This window comes from Prosthecobacter sp. (assembly GCF_020439865.1).
Lineage (GTDB): Bacteria > Verrucomicrobiota > Verrucomicrobiia > Verrucomicrobiales > Verrucomicrobiaceae > Prosthecobacter.
On sequence record NZ_JAGRPF010000042.1, the window covers coordinates 1 to 15,268 of the forward strand.

Consider the following 15,268-nt stretch of genomic DNA (forward strand, 5'->3'; position numbering starts at 1 on the left):
GAACAACAACTGGTATCTCCTCACGCTGGGATGTCGTCGCGGGCTGACGTTTCTGGAACAGCAGCCGGAGGTGGATGCGGAGCGCATCGGCATCTTCGGCCACTCGATGGGCGGCAACCTGACGATGCATGTCGCGGGCACTGACGATCGCGTGAAGGTCGCCGCGCCGAGCGTGGGCGGCCAGGGTTTCCGCACCGAGCCGCACGAGATGATGGGCGGCAAGGCGCAGCAGGAAAACATCCATGGAGACACGGCGCTGTTTGCGCGAACGCTGGGCTTCGAGAACTACGCGCCGCGCATTCACTGCCCGGTGATGCACCTCAGCGGCACGAACGATTTCCATGGCTGGATGGATGACGTGTATCGCACCAATGCGCTGATCAAAGACCAGCCGCTGCGCTACGCCTTCTCGCCGCATCTCAATCATCGCTTCATTCCCGAGGTCGCGGTGACGCGTCCGCTTTGGCTGGATCACTGTCTCAAAGGCGGTCCCGCACTGCCGGAGACGCCGAAATCCGAGTGGGAACTCAAAACCGCCGACGGCATTCCGGTGATGCGGGTGATGCCGGACACGTCGTCGCTTCCCATCGCCCGCGTGGACATTTACTACAGCATCGATCCCGATCCACGCGCCCGATTCTGGCGCGATGCCGTCGCGGTCAAAAAGGGCGATGCATGGGAGGCCAAGTTACCCGTGTTGAGCACCGACGAACCGCTTTACGCCTTCGCCAATATTTACTACACGTTGCCGAAATCCGAGACGCTGCCGCATTTGCCGGCGATCACCGACGTGTGTCTCAGCTCGCTACTTCACAGCGCCATGAGCGTCGATCTACAGGCCGCTGGTGTGAAGGCCACGGATGAGAAGTTGCGGCTCATCGACGACTTCGCGCGCGGCTGGCATGACTGGTATCGGCTGAATGAGCAGAGCCCGGCGCTTTGGCAGAACTGGACGCGCAAGATCACCGATCCCAAGTGGCGCGGCCCGGACAATGCCAAACTGTCGATCACGCTCACGATGCCGGAGACGAACACGATCACCATCGTGCTGCAGGAGAACGAATGGCGCAGCTATCGCGGCAAACGAATGACCTACATCTGCCGTCGTGAGGTTCCCGGTGCTGCCGCGCCGCAAACGCTCGCGCTTTCGCCCGCTGATTTCAAAACCAGTGATGGCGTGGCGCTGGCGAACTGGAGCCAGATCGATCAACTCGGCCTCTGCGCCCAGTTTGAAGACAGGCAGCAGGGCCAACGGACTCAACCTGCGAATTGGAAAGGCCCAGCGCCGGAGTTTCTGCGTGTGGCGTGGGAGTAGAGGGCAGTTGAAGGCTGTACTTGGATTAAAATCGAGAAAGTTGTAACCTCCCTTCCCGCGCGGCTCAGGAAGTGAGTGCCATGACAAATCCCATCCCATCCTCCTGTCCAAAGTGCGGCGTTCCGATTCCCGAAGGCGCGCCTCAAGGTCTGTGCCCCAAGTGCGTGCTGCTCGGGGCGGCCACCGAAATTCAATCCACCGTTCCATCGTCGAAAGGCGCGAAAACGCCCACCGTGGCGGAAGTCGGCGCGCACTTCCCGGAACTGGAGGTGCTAGAGCTCCTCGGCGCGGGAGGCATGGGCGCGGTTTACAAGGCGCGGCAACCGAAGCTGGACCGCTTCGTGGCGCTCAAGATCCTTTCGAGTGATCTGGCGGGCGATCCGGCGTTTGCCGAGCGGTTCGATCGCGAGGCGCGGGTGCTCGCGCGGCTGAACCATCCGAACATCGTCACGGTCTTCGACAGCGGCATGGCGGGCCCGTTTGCGTATCTGATGATGGAGTTTGTGGACGGTGTGAATCTTCGCCAGTCCATGAAGACAGGCCGTTTCACGCCGTCGGAAGCGCTCACTCTCGTGCAGGACGTCTGCGCGGCGCTGAAGTTTGCGCATGAGAAGGGCATCCTCCACCGCGACATCAAGCCGGAAAACATCCTCATCGACTCGCGCGGGCTTGTGAAGATCGCGGACTTCGGCATCGCGAAGCTGGTGGGTGAAAACGACGCCGGAATGTTGACGCTCACGCAGCGCGGCTTCGTGCTCGGCAGCCCGCACTACATGGCACCCGAGCAGTTTGAATCTCCCGGCGATGTCGATCAGCGCGCGGACATTTACTCGCTCGGTGTGGTGCTTTACGAATTGCTGACCGGCGAACTGCCGTTGGGCCGGTTCGCACCGCCTTCCAAGAAATCCGCCGTGGACGCGCGCATTGATGAAATCGTGATGCGCACCCTCGAAAGAGAGCGCGAGCTTCGATTCCAGACGGTTGGTGAAGTGAAGACCCAGATGGAAGCAGCCAAACAAACAGGCACCTCTGCTGGCATCACCCCGTCCACCAAGAAGGACCAAAGCGCGTCCGCCGACACCCGCGTGACGGCACGATTTGCCACTGCCTCCTCGATTTGCACGGCGGTTAGCTTCGTGCTGGGATTCTTGTTCTCGGTCGCATCGGTCACTCTCCAGCGGTCGCCGTCCGCTGCGCCAGAAGTGCCGCAAACCAGCATGACGCAAATCTTGATGCTGGTTTTGTCATTGGCTCTCTTTGCGGCAGCGGGCTTGCTTGGATTCGGATTCGGTGTGAGTGCGCTGAGGGAAATTCGTGCATCCTTCGGTCAGAAGCGGGGCTTTCTTCGCGCCATGTCTGGCACCTTGGCGTGGCCGGTGCTTTTGGTATTCGGACTGACCGGCTTGCTTGTTTTCGAGCTGTTAAGACTTTTAGGGTCCACCAATGACGGGTTGTTTACGTTGATTGTGATCGTGGTGGGTCTCGCGGCCTCCACGTTTCTCATTCGTCGAGTCGCCACATGGGCAAAGGGTCCTGCCTCTCATCGGTAGTAATACCAGCCGACTCACAAGCTCCACACTGCTCTGCCGATCCATCCTCGAGTCACCACGACCTATCCATGAGCCATCGCCCGGACGAAATGCCTCCATCCACCGGCTCCTTTCACACCACACGCTGGACGCTGGTGCTGCGATCGGGAACGGATGCGCCCGAAGCGCGCACCGCCCTCAGCGAGCTGTGTGAGGCGTATTGGGCGCCGGTGTTCCGTTTTCTCCGCAGCGAAGGGCGAAATGAGGATGAGAGCGGGGAGCTCGCACAGGCCTTCTTCGAGCGTGTGCTCACCCGCGGAGGAATCGGCAGCGCCGACCCGGCAAAGGGGCGCTTCCGCTCCTACCTGCTCGGCGCTCTCAAGCACTTCCTCGCCGAACGCCGACGCAACGAAGGCCGCGAGAAGCGCGGCGGTGGCGTGGATGTCGAATCCCTCGACCGTGAAGCCACGGACACATCGCCGGGTCTGCAAATTGCCGATCCGACCGGTGCGCCTTCCGACCAGCACTTTGACCGGGAGTGGGCGCTCGCCGTGATGGACCGCAGTCTCAAAACCGTGCAGGCGGATTTCGCCCGAGCCGGAAAAGCCGCCCAGTTCGACATTCTCAAGCCATGGCTCGTCGGCGACACCGATCTGCTCTCCCAGGCAGACGCAGCAGCAAAGCTCGGCATGTCCACCGGCGCGGTGAAGGTGATGATCCATCGCCTGCGCAAAGATTTCCGCTCCGCCGTCGAAGCCGAGATCGCGCAAACCGTGCCGGCAGCCAGCGACATCGGAGAGGAGCTTCGCTACCTCATCCAGGTTCTGAGCTAATCGCCCGGTTTGAAGGCAGGAGCCGGGCAAACGATCCCAACCTGCGAATTGGAAGGGCGAGATCCCGACCTTTCATCGGGTGGAATGGCAGATGCCGTGAGTCGCCGTAGAACAGACTGCCGGACGACGTTGACTGCAAATGCGGCCTCTCATCATCCTGACTCTGCTTTGCTGGATTGGCAGAACATTGCCCACATTTGCGCAGTTAAACGTGCTGTTCATCGCCGTGGATGATCTGAACACGCGGCTCGGATGCTTTGGCGATGCGCGGGTGAAAACGCCGAACATCGACCGGCTGGCGGCGCGGGGCGTGCGGTTTGATCGCGCCTACTGCCAGTATCCGTCCTGCGGACCGAGCCGTGCGTCGGTGCTGACGGGATTGCGTCCGCAAACGACCGGTGCGCTGAACAACAAGACGCGGCTGCGTGATGCACTGCCGGATGCGATGACGCTGCCGCAGTGGTTTCGGAAGCAGGGTTATCATGCGGCGCGGGCCGGGAAGATTTTTCATCAGGACGTGCCGACGGACATCGGCACGAACGGTCTCGATGATGCGGCGTCGTGGGACGAGGTGGTGAATCCACGAGGGCGCGACAAGGATGAGGAACATCTGCTCACGGTTCACACGCCCGATCTGCCGCTGCCGGATCAGATGGCCTACCTTGCCGCCGAAGGTGCGGATGCGGAACAAACGGACGGCAAGGTCGCGGATGCGACGATTGAACTGCTTCGAGCCCATGCGGCGAAGCCCTTCTTCATCGCCGCAGGGTTTTATCGTCCGCACCTGCCGAGCATCGCGCCGAAAAAGTGGTTCGATTTGTATGCGCTCGATCAAACGACACTGCCGGAGTTGCCAGCAAACTATCGTCAGCGAGTTCCGGCTGCCGCATTATCCTCCACGCCGGTGTGGCCGAACTTTGGCACGACCGAGTTTCAAGCGCGCGAATGCATCCTCGCCTACGAGGCGACGGTGAGCTTCGTCGATGCGCAGATCGGTCGGCTTCTCGAGGCGCTCGATGAGATGAAGCTCGCCGACAAGACGGTCATCGTGTTGTGGGGCGATCATGGCTTTCATCTTGGCGAGCACGGCCTGTGGCGGAAGAACAGCCTGTTTGAGGAATCGACCCGTGCGCCGCTTATCATCGCCGCGCCGGGTGTCGCAGGTGGAAAAAACTGCGCGAGTCCGGTCGAGTTCATCGACATCTTTCCCACCGTCGTGGCGGCTGCCGGATTGCCTGAACCCAAAGGGCTCGAAGGCGTGAGCTTGCTGCCGTTGCTCCGCGATCCTGCGACGCCGCATGACCGGCCAGCCCACAGCATGGTGCGGTTTCGCGAGGTGCCGGGGCGCAGTGTGCGCACAGCGCGATGGCGTTACACCGAATGGGGAGAAGGCGGCAGCGCGGGCCGAGAACTCTATGATGAAACCGCCGACCCGAAGGAGATGAACAACCTCGCCGATGACCCGGTGCATGCGAAGACCTGCGAGCAGCTCAAAGGCTTGCTCAAGTGAATGTCGGTCAAAGCGTCGCCAGCAGCAGCGCGATGGTGAGCATTCCTCCGGCGATCGTCAGCCAGCCCAGGCGGCGGGAGTCGCGGATCTTCCACCAGAGATAGAGGCCGGTGAGGATCCAGATGAGCATGGTCACGCAAAAGACATCGACGATGACGGGCCAGACGTTGGCGAGGAGGCTGCTGCCGTTGTAACCCGCACGAAAGTGGAGGCGCTGCAGCACTTCCACCCACGCGAACTTCTTCTTCTCGGCACGCAGTTGCTTGGAGGCGATGTTGTAGGTCAGCTTGGTGGGCTGAAGAAAGTTTTGCAGGGTGATGTTGAGGACGTTGCCTTTCTGTTGCGCGCCGAAGGCACCCTGAAGTCCGTTGTCGGCGAGGAGTTGCGCCACGACCTCGCGCAGGTTGGTGTCGGTGATCGGGTGCGAGAGTGTGTAGTCTTTTTCCCAGAGCGACACGAACTGCGGATCGGCAGGACGCAGCGGGCGGAAGTATTCGCCGTGATTGAAAATCAGCGTCGAGAGGCCGTAGATCATCAGCCACGGGATGAGCAGCATGCCGAGATACAGATGCGTGCGACGAAGGATGAGGTTGGTGCTTGTCATGGTGCGTCTCCTCAAATGGTGGCCAGCAGGATTCCGAAGATGCCCAGTCCGATCAGGCCAAAGACACCGCCCCACAGCCGTGCGGGTTTGATCTCCCACCACATCCACACGCCGGAGAGCACCCAGAACAGCAGCGCCACGACGACGAGATCGACGATCACCGCCCAGATCTTCGCCGCGACAAAGGGCTGCTCGTAGCCGTGGCGAAAGTGCGTGCGATTGAGAAACATGGGCGTGGTGAGCGGCTGCTTTTCCACCAGCAGGCGGCCCTGCTCCCGAAAGTAGGTGATGCGATGAATGGCAAATGCGCCGTTGCGATTGATGATCAGCTTCGGCTGCTGCGGACTGCCCTGCGTGTTGAAGGTGCCCGACAGTCCCAGATCCTCGAGCACCTGCGCACCGATCATGCGCGCATCGGCGTCGGCGGAGAAGGCGGCTTTGTAATCACGCTCCTCCACTTTCTCGAAGGGCCGGGCGAGCTGTCCGTCAGCGTGCATGAAGAGTCTGGCGTGATTCAACACCAGTCCGCTCAGGGCATAGACGATGAGCCACGGTGTCAGGAAGAGCGCCAGATACATGTGCGTCCGGCGGATGAGCTTGGAGAGTTTCATGCGGGTTGGAAACCTCACTCAACGCTCGCCGCGGCCGGAAGTCGCGAACGTTGTGATCCTTTGATGGCAGGGGGCGATGCCGTGCGTTAGTTCCTGGCATGTCTGTTTTCAAAATGTCCCTTCGTTCCCTCGTCCGTTCCGTTCTCGCCGCCTTTCTGCTGCTCTCCACCGGTGCCTTTGCACAGAAGCCGAATGTGCTCATTCTCTACACCGACGACCTCGGCTATGGCGACGTGCAGTGCTACAATCCGCAGCGCGGAAAGATCCCCACGCCGAACATGGACCGGCTCGCCGCGCAGGGCATGCGCTTCACGGATGCGCATTCGTCCTCGGGCGTGTGTTCGCCATCGCGCTACACGGTGCTCACCGGGCGCTACCATTGGCGCACGCGATTGCAGAGCGGCATCGTCGGCGTGTTTGGCGATCCGCTCATCGCGCCGGACCGGCTGACGATCGGCGGCCTCGCGAAGCAGCACGGCTATCACACCGGCATCGTTGGCAAGTGGCACCTCGGCTGGGACTGGCCCGTCGAACCGGCGCAGCGCAAGCTCTTGCAAGGCGCGAAGCCGAAGGGGCCGAACGACGAAGGCACCGTCGCCACGCCCGCGCATCTCGCGGCATGGAACGCGGTGTTTTCGAAAACGATCGCCGGCGGGCCGACCACGCGCGGCTTCGACAGCTACTTCGGCACCGACGTGCCCAACTGGCCGCCGTATTGCTTCATCGAGAATGATCGCACGCTCGGCATCCCGTCTGAGTTTCTGCCGGAGGCGAACTTCAAAGGCAACCAGGCCAGCCAGCGCGGCCCTGCATTGAAGGACTGGAAGCTCGAGCGCATCCTGCCCACGCTGGGCGACAAGGCCGTGGCCTTCATCGAGCGCGAGGCGAAAACGCCGGAGCCCTTCCTGCTGCACATGACCTTCACCTCGCCGCACACGCCGCTGGCGGTGAATGCAGAGTGGAAGGACAAGAGCGGGCTCAATCTCTACGCCGACTTCGTCATGGAGACCGATGCCGTCATCGGCCGCGTGCTCGCCGCGCTCGATCAAAGCGGCGCCGCGGACAACACGCTCGTCATCTTCACCAGCGACAACGGCTGCGCACCCTACATCGGCGTGACCGATCTCGAAAAGCAGGGCCACTATCCCAGCGGTCCGCTGCGCGGCTACAAGGCGGACGCGTGGGAGGGCGGACATCGCGTGCCGTTCATCGTGCGCTGGCCCGCCACCGTCAAAGCCGGCAGCACCTGCGGCCAGCTCGTCGCGCAGGCCGACATCATGGCCACGCTCGCCGAGATCCTCGGCACTCCGCTGCCCGACACCGCGGGCGAGGACAGCTTCAGCTTTTTGCCGCTGCTCAAGGGCGACGACAAACCCGTGCGCGAGCACGTCGTGGCCTGCTCCATCAGCGGCGTGCCCAGCCTGCGCCAGGGTCCGTGGAAACTCATCCTCGCACCGGGTTCCGGCGGCTGGGGCAAAGGCGGCGATCAAAGCCAGCCGCTGCAGCTGTACAATCTCGACGACGACATCGGCGAGACCAAGAACCTCGCCGCCGCACAACCTGAACGCGTCGCCCAAATGCAGGCGCTGCTGGAAAAACTAATCACCGACGGTCGCAGCACGTCGGGCGCGCCGCAAAAGAACGACGTCGAGGTGAAACGCTATCCGGCGAAGGTTAGGAAGGGGAAGTGATGCCAGCGCACGCCAGCTTGACCTCAGGCGGCCTTTTCGCTTTCATCGGGGAGTATCCGAAGCCGTTCTTTTCATGAGCGCGGTGCTTCCATCGCAATTCAGCCACGGGACCATGCGAATTTTACTCGCCAACTTCATTCTGACCTTTGGGGCGGCGAGCATGGCTGAAGAGCCGGGCTTCATTTCTCCTGACAAAACCTTTGTGGTTGCCTCCATCAAGGATGTGCATCGAAACGACTCGTATGCGATCCAAACAACCAAGGGCTCCAAGGTATTGGCAATTTGCCCAGATGACGCTCGCTTCTCTGCGTCTCCTTCCGTGGTAGCGTGGTCGCCAGACTCACGCATCGTTGCTATTCATACTCGTGAGACAAGGCACGGAGGTGCAGCGGACATCTGGTTGGTTGAGATGAGCGGGGCTTCACCTATCGCCACGCAATACCCGCCTGAAATGGGTAATTTCTATTTTACGCCCAAGCGTTGGCTGAACGCTAACGACTTGGAATTTGAGGCGATTGGAGTTTTGGATCCGAAACACGCGCCAGATCCGGAGAACAGCGCGAAGGCCTACACGTTTGTTCTGCGGATCGACCGCAAGACCAAAAAGGGGGTGGTCGTCACCATGACGAAGCCTCAATATGGGCATTTTTAGGGCTGAGCCTCTGGCTCCAAGCGTCCTGACGAGCTAGCGTCTTCTTTCATGGATTTCAATGAACTTCCTTACCTGCACGGCGGACCGCTGGGGCGTGCGCGCTTCAAGGCGCAGCCGGAGGATTTTGTCGTGGAGGAATTGCTGGGGTTCGAGCCGTCGGGTGTGGGCGAGCACTGTCTCGTCTGGGTGGAGAAGCGCGATCTCGACAGCAATGTGGCGGGCGCACGTCTGGCGGATGCGCTGGGACTGCGGCGGCGGCTGGTGAGTCACTGCGGACTGAAGGACCGCCATGCGGTGACGCGTCAGTGGTTCAGCCTGCACATGCCGGGACAGCCATCGCCGGAAGCGGGGGCGCTGGAGTCAGAGGGATTGCGTGTGCTGCGCATCACGCGGAACACGCGCAAGCTGCGGCGCGGCATCCATGCGGGAAACCGCTTCACGATTCGTCTGCGCGATCCGGACTTCGACGCGGCTCTCGCGGCGCAGCGCTGGGAGGCGATCGCGGAGCAGGGCGTGCCGAACTTCTTCGGTGTGCAGCGTTTCGGCAACGAGGGGCGCAACGTCGAGAAGGCGGAGGCGATGTTTCGCGGCGAGTTCACGCCCGGCGACCGATTGTTGCGCGGGCTGCTGCTTTCCGCGGCCCGCAGTCATCTCTTTAATGCGGTGGTCGCAGGACGCATGGCGCGTGGGAACTGGGACCGGCCGCTGGCAGGCGAGGTCTTCGGCTTTGCCGACAACGGCACGATCCTGCTGCCGGAAAACCAGCGCGGTGATGAGGTGTCGCGATTTGAGCAGGGCATCGTCGAACTCACCGCGCCGCTGTGGGGCAGCGGCGAGCTGCAAAGCGTGGACGAGGTGCGCGCGCTCGAACTCGAACTGCTCGCAGCATTTCCTCAACTCACCGCCGGACTCGAACAGTTCGGACTGCGGCAGGAACGTCGCGTGATGCGCCTGCGTCCGCTGCAGGCTGTGCTCGAAGTCTTGGAGAATGGCGATCTGCAGTTTCAGTTTGATCTGCCGAAGGGCACGTATGCGACGACGGTGCTGCGCGAGCTCGCGATGCTGGATGAACGCCTGACATGATCGGTTTCGAGCTTACGTTTCCGTTCCGCATGGAGCTCCAACCGACTGCCATTTCACCCTTCAAGACATGACTGCTGCCATTCTACTGGTCATCGGCATTGTCGTGGTGGCCCTGCTGCTCTTTTTGACCGAACGCCTGCGCGTCGATCTCATCGCGCTGCTGGTGCTGCTGGCGCTGTCGCTGTGCGGACTCGTCACACCAAACCAGGCGGTGGCCGGATTCAGCAGTCCGGTGGTCATCACGGTGTGCTCGATCTTTGTGCTGAGCGCCGGGCTGTATCAGGCCGGGGTCGCGGGCTGGCTGGGCCGGCAGATTCTGCGCTTCGGGGGCAAAGGCGAGATCCGGCTGCTGCTCGGCATCATGCTGCTGGCGGCAGGGATGTCGTTTTTCATGAACACGATCGGCATCGTCGCGCTGATGCTGCCCGCGGTGATGGACATCGCGCGGCGGACGGGCCGCGCACCCTCGAAGCTGCTGATGCCGCTCTCCTTTGGTGCGCTGCTCGGCGGCTACACGACGCTCTTTGCCACGCTGACCAACCTGCTCGTCAGCGAGTCGCTTCGCGCGGCGGGGCTGCGCCCGTTTGGATTGTTCGACTTCGCGCCGGTGGGGCTGGTGGCGGCGACCTCGGGTATTCTGTTTCTCGCCTTCTTCGGCCGACGACTGCTGCCGGATCGAAACCTGAGCAAGGAGGCGAGCCTGCAGCATGGCATGCGTTTCATGGAGACGCTGGATTTCAAGGAGCGCACGTTCGTGATGCGCGTGCCCGCCGGGTCGGCGCTCGCAGGCGAAACGCTGCAGGACACGCGGCTGGGTTCCGCGCTGGGACTGCAAGTCGTCGGTGTCATCCGCGATGGCGACACGCATGTGGCTCCCGGTCCGCGCTTTGAACTTCGCGATGACGACCGTCTCATCGTTCAAGGCACGACCGCACAGCTCGATGCGCTGGCGGACTGGCGGACCTTGAAGCTTCAGCCGAACTCCGAGTGGGGCAATCTGGTCGCCGACGGGATCGGCTTTGCCGAGGTGACGCTCGGCGCCCAGTCCTCACTCAGCGGACACACGCTCGCCTGGGTGGGATTTCGGCATCAGTTCGGCGTGATGGTGCTGGCGATCCGCCGCGGCAGCCTTGTTTATCACGACGGGTTGCAACAACGCCGCCTTCAAGCCGATGACGTGCTGCTGGTCTGCGGTCCGACAGAAAAGCTGGAGGCGCTGACATCCGGAGAAGCCCTGGAGAGTTTTCACCCGCTGACGCAGGCCGAGCTGCACGAACTTTATCACCTCGAGGACCGGCACTTCACGCTGACCATCACGGAGGAGTCGCACCTCGCGAACATAACGTTGGGAAAGAGCAGGCTCGGGGATGCGCTGGGATTTGCGGTGCTGGCGATCATGCGCGGCGAGCAAACGATCGTGCTTCCGGGGCGTGAGGAAGTCCTGCAAGCGGGCGATGGCTTGATGATCCTCGGTCAGGCCAGCGATCTGGAACGCCTGAACGCCATCGGCGGGCTGGTGCGCGAGCGTGAAATCAGCCGGAGCTGGGCGGAGATCGAGACGGAGCAGTTCGGACTCGTCGAAGCCGTACTCTCGCCCCACTGCTCGCTGGTTGGCAAGACGCTGATGGAGATCCAGTTCCGCGGTCAGTTCGGTCTCAATGTGATGGGACTGTGGCGACAGGGCACCGCCCACACAGCGAACCTGCGTGATCTCCGTCTGGCACATGGAGATGTTCTGCTGCTGCACGGCCCGAAGGAAAAGCTGCGCGCGCTGTCCACGAATGCCGATTTCATTCTGCTCACGCAGGCGATTCAGCCCGCGCCCCAATACAGCAAGGCGCCGTGGGCCGTGCTCGCCATGCTGATGTTTCTCGTGCCCGCGATGATCGGCTGGCTGCCGGTGCACCTCGCCGCGCTGCTGGGCGCGGTGGTGATGGTGCTGACCCGCTGCATCTCGATGGAGGAAGCCTGCCAGTCGGTGGATTTGAAATCCATTCTGCTAATCGCCGGCATGCTGCCGCTGGGAACTGCATTGCGTGAATCGGGCGCCGCCCGTTGGTTTGCGGAAGGGCTGGTCACCTTGTCGCGGCCCTTCGGAGACATGGCCATCCTCGGCACGATCTTTCTCATCGTCACCGTCGGCACCACCATCATGCCTGCGGCAGCGTTCGTGGTGCTGATGGCACCGATCGCGCTGCACACCGCCGCCACGCTCGGCCTCTCGCCGCACGCCGTCATGATGACGGTGGCCGTGGCGGCCGCGGGCAGTTTCAACAGTCCCATTGCCCATCCGGCCAACGTGATGATCATGGGCCCCGGCGGCTATCGCTTCTCCGATTACGCGAAGGTGGGCATTCCGCTCACGATTCTCGTCATGATCGTGACGCTGCTGGTGCTGCCATGGTTCTGGCCGCTGCACGGGTAGCGGCTCCGCAGGCAAAAAAGCCGCGTTGAGAAGCGTTGGTTCTCGCCTAGCATGCGCCCTTTCACGCCGAGCATCCTTTTGCACAGCCTTGGTCTTTTCGTGACCGGGGTCGTCTGTGCCACGGAGATGACCGCGGAGCAGCGTTCGTTTTTTGAGAGCAAGATTCGGCCGGTGCTGGTTAAGCAGTGCTACGAATGCCACTCGGTGGACGCGAAGAAGCTCGGCGGCAAGCTGTTGCTCGACGCGCCTTCGGAAATGATCGCCGGTGGCGAGTCGGGCCCGTCGCTGATTCCCGGCAAGCCGGATGAGAGCCTTATCATTCAGGCGCTACGCTACGATGGCCTCGAAATGCCGCCGAAGAAGCCGCTGCCGGCGTCGGTCATCGCCGATTTTGTGACGTGGGTGAAGCTGGGCGCGCCGGATCCGCGCGAAGAGTTGCCGAAGACCGCCAAAGCAGCGAGCAAGCCCGCGCAGGAACCGCTGTGGTCGCTGAAACCGGTGGCTGCGCCAAAGCCGCCCGCTGTTAAGAACAAGGCGTGGCCTCGTGGGACCATCGACAGCTTTGTGCTCGCGAAGATGGAAGCGAAAGGCCTGCAACCGGCAGCCGACGCGGACCGGCGCACGCTGTTGCGGCGGCTCTCGTTTGATTTGGTCGGCCTGCCTCCGTCCGACACGTCTGATGTGTCGGACCTGTCCGACTACGTTGATTCGCTGCTCGCGTCTCCGCATTTCGGCGAACGCTGGGGTCGTCACTGGCTCGACGTGGCGCGCTACGCGGAGTCGAACGGCAACGACGGTCTGAGTCGCAATCCGAGCTTCCCGCATGCCTGGCGTTATCGAGACTATGTGATCGCGGCCTTCAATGAGGACACGCCGTATGACCGCTTCATCACCGAGCAGATCGCGGGTGACCTGCTTCCGGCGGAGTCGGACGCGCAGCGCGACCGTCAGCTCATCGCGACGGCGTTTCTGGCCCTCAGCGCAAAGCCGGCGAAGGCAATGAATGACAACTTCGAGATGGACGTCGTCGCCGATCAAATCGGCGTCGTGGGCAGCGGCATCATGGCGCTGAGCGTCGGCTGTGCCCGCTGTCATGATCATAAAACCGATCCGATTCCAACACGCGATTACTACGCGCTCGCCGGCATCTTCAAGAGCAGCGAGACGATGTGGGGCGCCGCGGCGCATCAAAGCCTGACCGCACCGCAAACGGCGCTGCACGAACTCAAAGCGGCGAAGCCGTTGAAGCCGCGTGCGGAGATCGAGCAGATCATCCTCGACAACCCGCCGCGTCGAGCGCCGTCAAAGCCTGCCTTCAAATACGAGCCCGGAGCTGCGCTGGCCATGGGTGTGCGTGAGGGGAAGGCGATCGTCGATTGCAAACTCAACATCGACGGCGAATCCAAGAAGCTCGGCCCCGCCATCCCGCGCGGCTTTCTCTCCGTGTGTGGTGACACCACGCTGAAGCCTGACGCAAAGCAAAGCGGTCGTCTGCAACTCGCGCAGTGGCTGGCCAGTCCGAAGCATCCGCTGACAGCGCGCGTGATCGTGAACCGAGTGTGGCAGCACCTGTTCGGCGAAGGACTCGTGCGCACGCCGAACGACTTCGGCGCGTATGGCGAGAAGCCCTCGCATCCCGAACTGCTCGACCACCTCGCCACGCAGTTCATGCGCGACGGCTGGTCCATCAAGCGTCTCGTCCGCAGCATCGTCCTCAGCCGTACCTACCAGCTCAGCAGCGCCTTCGATGAATCCTTGCGAGAGGCCGATCCCGACAACGTGCTGCTCACGCGCCACAACCGCCGCCGGCTTGACGCTGAGTCCGTGCGCGATGCCATGCTCGTCGCCGCCGCTAATCTGAATCCCCAGCCGGCGCAGGGTTCGCTCATTCAGGGACGCGACGTTCTCATCAACGAACTGCCTCCGTTGCACCAGCCGGACACGCATCGCAGCATCTACCTGACGATGCTGCGCAACTCGATGCCGCCTGAACTGACGCCCTTCAATCTGCCAGACGCCACGGGCGTGATCGGCAAACGCGACGATTCCACACTCGCCACGCAGGCGCTTTATCTGCTGAACAACGACTTCCTCGTCGAGCAATCACGCCGCTTTGCCGGACGCGTGCAGCATTCGGCCAACGATGATGCCGCACGCATCCAGTTCGCCTACGGCCAGGCCTTCGGCCGTGCTGCCAGCGAGACCGAGACGCAACGCGCCCATGATTTCATCCGCGAAGCCGGTCTGATGCTCGCATCCTCGCAGAACGATGAGAACAAGCGGCTGAGCGATGTCTGGGCGGCCTTTTGCCAGGCCCTGCTGGCCAGCAATGAACTGCGCTACGTCGATTGAACCCGGTTTGAGAGTTTGCCCTCGCAGGAACGTTGGTTTGCCAGTGAAAAACTCCTTCAGTCGGCTCCCGGTCCTGCTGCGCGTCATCGCTGCTGTGGCGATGGGTGGAGCCGTGTCTGCGTGGGCGACTCCGGCGAACAAGAAGGCGGCGGCAAACTACTTCGACCACTTCCTGCCTGCGACACTCGCGGATTGCACGCTGTGCCATCTGCCTTCGACGAATCACGCGCCAGAGAGTCTCGAGGAGTTTCCTCACAACGCCTTCGGGAAGGAGCTGGCGGCGATCAAGAAGAAGAGCCTGCCGGAACGGTTGAAGCAGATCGCCGACAAAGACAGCGACGCGGATGGTGTGTCCAACCTCGTGGAGATCCTGCTCGGCGGACATCCGGGCGATGCGAAGGTGAAGCCGGAGTCGCTCGCGCAACTGGACTCGAAGCGCGAGGCCTTTGACATCTTTCTCGCGCGATATGCTTGGGAGCCCTTCAAGCCGGTGAAGCGCCCGAAAATTCCTGAGCCGGGTGTGGCGAATCCGATCGACGCCTTCATCGACGAGCAACTGCAGGTGCATGAGTTGAAGCCGCTTGGCGAGGCGGTACCAGCGCATATCGCACGACGCGTTTACGTCGATCTCATCGGCCTGTTGCCGACGCCCGTGCAGGTGGC

12 protein-coding genes are annotated in these 15,268 nt (G+C 62.3%); 10 read left to right on the forward strand and 2 right to left on the reverse strand.

Annotated features, from left to right (window positions below; genetic code table 11):
• The 4 genes from KDL09_RS04075 to KDL09_RS04090 form a co-directional block, all read left to right on the forward strand.
• Positions 1-1,315 (forward strand): dienelactone hydrolase family protein (locus tag KDL09_RS04075; RefSeq protein WP_294381666.1); only part of this gene is annotated, 1,315 nt, incomplete at its 5' end.
• An 80-nt stretch (positions 1,316-1,395) separates the two neighbouring features.
• Entirely contained in the window at positions 1,396-2,865 is a 1,470-nt protein-coding gene (locus tag KDL09_RS04080; protein WP_294381671.1) for a serine/threonine-protein kinase, read from the forward strand.
• Positions 2,866-2,933: 68 nt separating this feature from the next.
• On the forward strand, positions 2,934-3,677 hold the full coding sequence (locus KDL09_RS04085) for a sigma-70 family RNA polymerase sigma factor (protein WP_294381673.1): 744 nt from the start codon (positions 2,934-2,936) through the stop codon (positions 3,675-3,677).
• Between the two features lie 139 nt (positions 3,678-3,816).
• The gene (locus KDL09_RS04090; RefSeq protein ID WP_294381676.1) at positions 3,817-5,187 is read left to right on the forward strand and encodes a sulfatase; all 1,371 of its coding nucleotides are present in this window, start codon (positions 3,817-3,819) and stop codon (positions 5,185-5,187) included.
• A gap of 7 nt (positions 5,188-5,194) precedes the next feature.
• Here the strand turns inward: KDL09_RS04090 and KDL09_RS04095 are convergent, their stop codons facing one another.
• Both KDL09_RS04095 and KDL09_RS04100 read right to left on the reverse strand, forming a co-directional pair.
• Entirely contained in the window at positions 5,195-5,791 is a 597-nt protein-coding gene (locus KDL09_RS04095) for a PepSY-associated TM helix domain-containing protein (RefSeq protein ID WP_294381679.1), read from the reverse strand.
• 11 nt (positions 5,792-5,802) lie between these two features.
• On the reverse strand, positions 5,803-6,402 hold the full coding sequence (locus tag KDL09_RS04100; RefSeq protein ID WP_294381682.1) for a PepSY domain-containing protein: 600 nt from the start codon (positions 6,400-6,402) through the stop codon (positions 5,803-5,805).
• Positions 6,403-6,500: 98 nt separating this feature from the next.
• On the opposite strand from KDL09_RS04100, the gene KDL09_RS04105 reads away from it, so the two are divergent.
• The 6 genes from KDL09_RS04105 to KDL09_RS04130 form a co-directional block, all read left to right on the forward strand.
• Positions 6,501-8,093, forward strand: coding sequence for an arylsulfatase (locus tag KDL09_RS04105; RefSeq protein WP_294381685.1), 1,593 nt, complete (start codon positions 6,501-6,503; stop codon positions 8,091-8,093).
• 73 nt (positions 8,094-8,166) lie between these two features.
• The gene (locus KDL09_RS04110; RefSeq protein ID WP_294381688.1) at positions 8,167-8,745 is read left to right on the forward strand and encodes a hypothetical protein; all 579 of its coding nucleotides are present in this window, start codon (positions 8,167-8,169) and stop codon (positions 8,743-8,745) included.
• Positions 8,746-8,793: 48 nt separating this feature from the next.
• The gene (locus KDL09_RS04115; RefSeq protein WP_294381691.1) at positions 8,794-9,828 is read left to right on the forward strand and encodes a tRNA pseudouridine(13) synthase TruD; all 1,035 of its coding nucleotides are present in this window, start codon (positions 8,794-8,796) and stop codon (positions 9,826-9,828) included.
• 67 nt (positions 9,829-9,895) lie between these two features.
• Complete coding sequence (locus tag KDL09_RS04120; protein WP_294381693.1) at positions 9,896-12,253, forward strand: SLC13 family permease; 2,358 nt, start codon at positions 9,896-9,898, stop codon at positions 12,251-12,253.
• Between the two features lie 51 nt (positions 12,254-12,304).
• Positions 12,305-14,605 (forward strand): PSD1 and planctomycete cytochrome C domain-containing protein, encoded by a 2,301-nt coding sequence (locus KDL09_RS04125; RefSeq protein WP_294381696.1) that lies wholly within the window; start codon positions 12,305-12,307, stop codon positions 14,603-14,605.
• A 43-nt stretch (positions 14,606-14,648) separates the two neighbouring features.
• The coding region (locus KDL09_RS04130) for a DUF1549 domain-containing protein (RefSeq protein WP_294381699.1) at positions 14,649-15,268 on the forward strand (620 nt) is incomplete at its 3' end.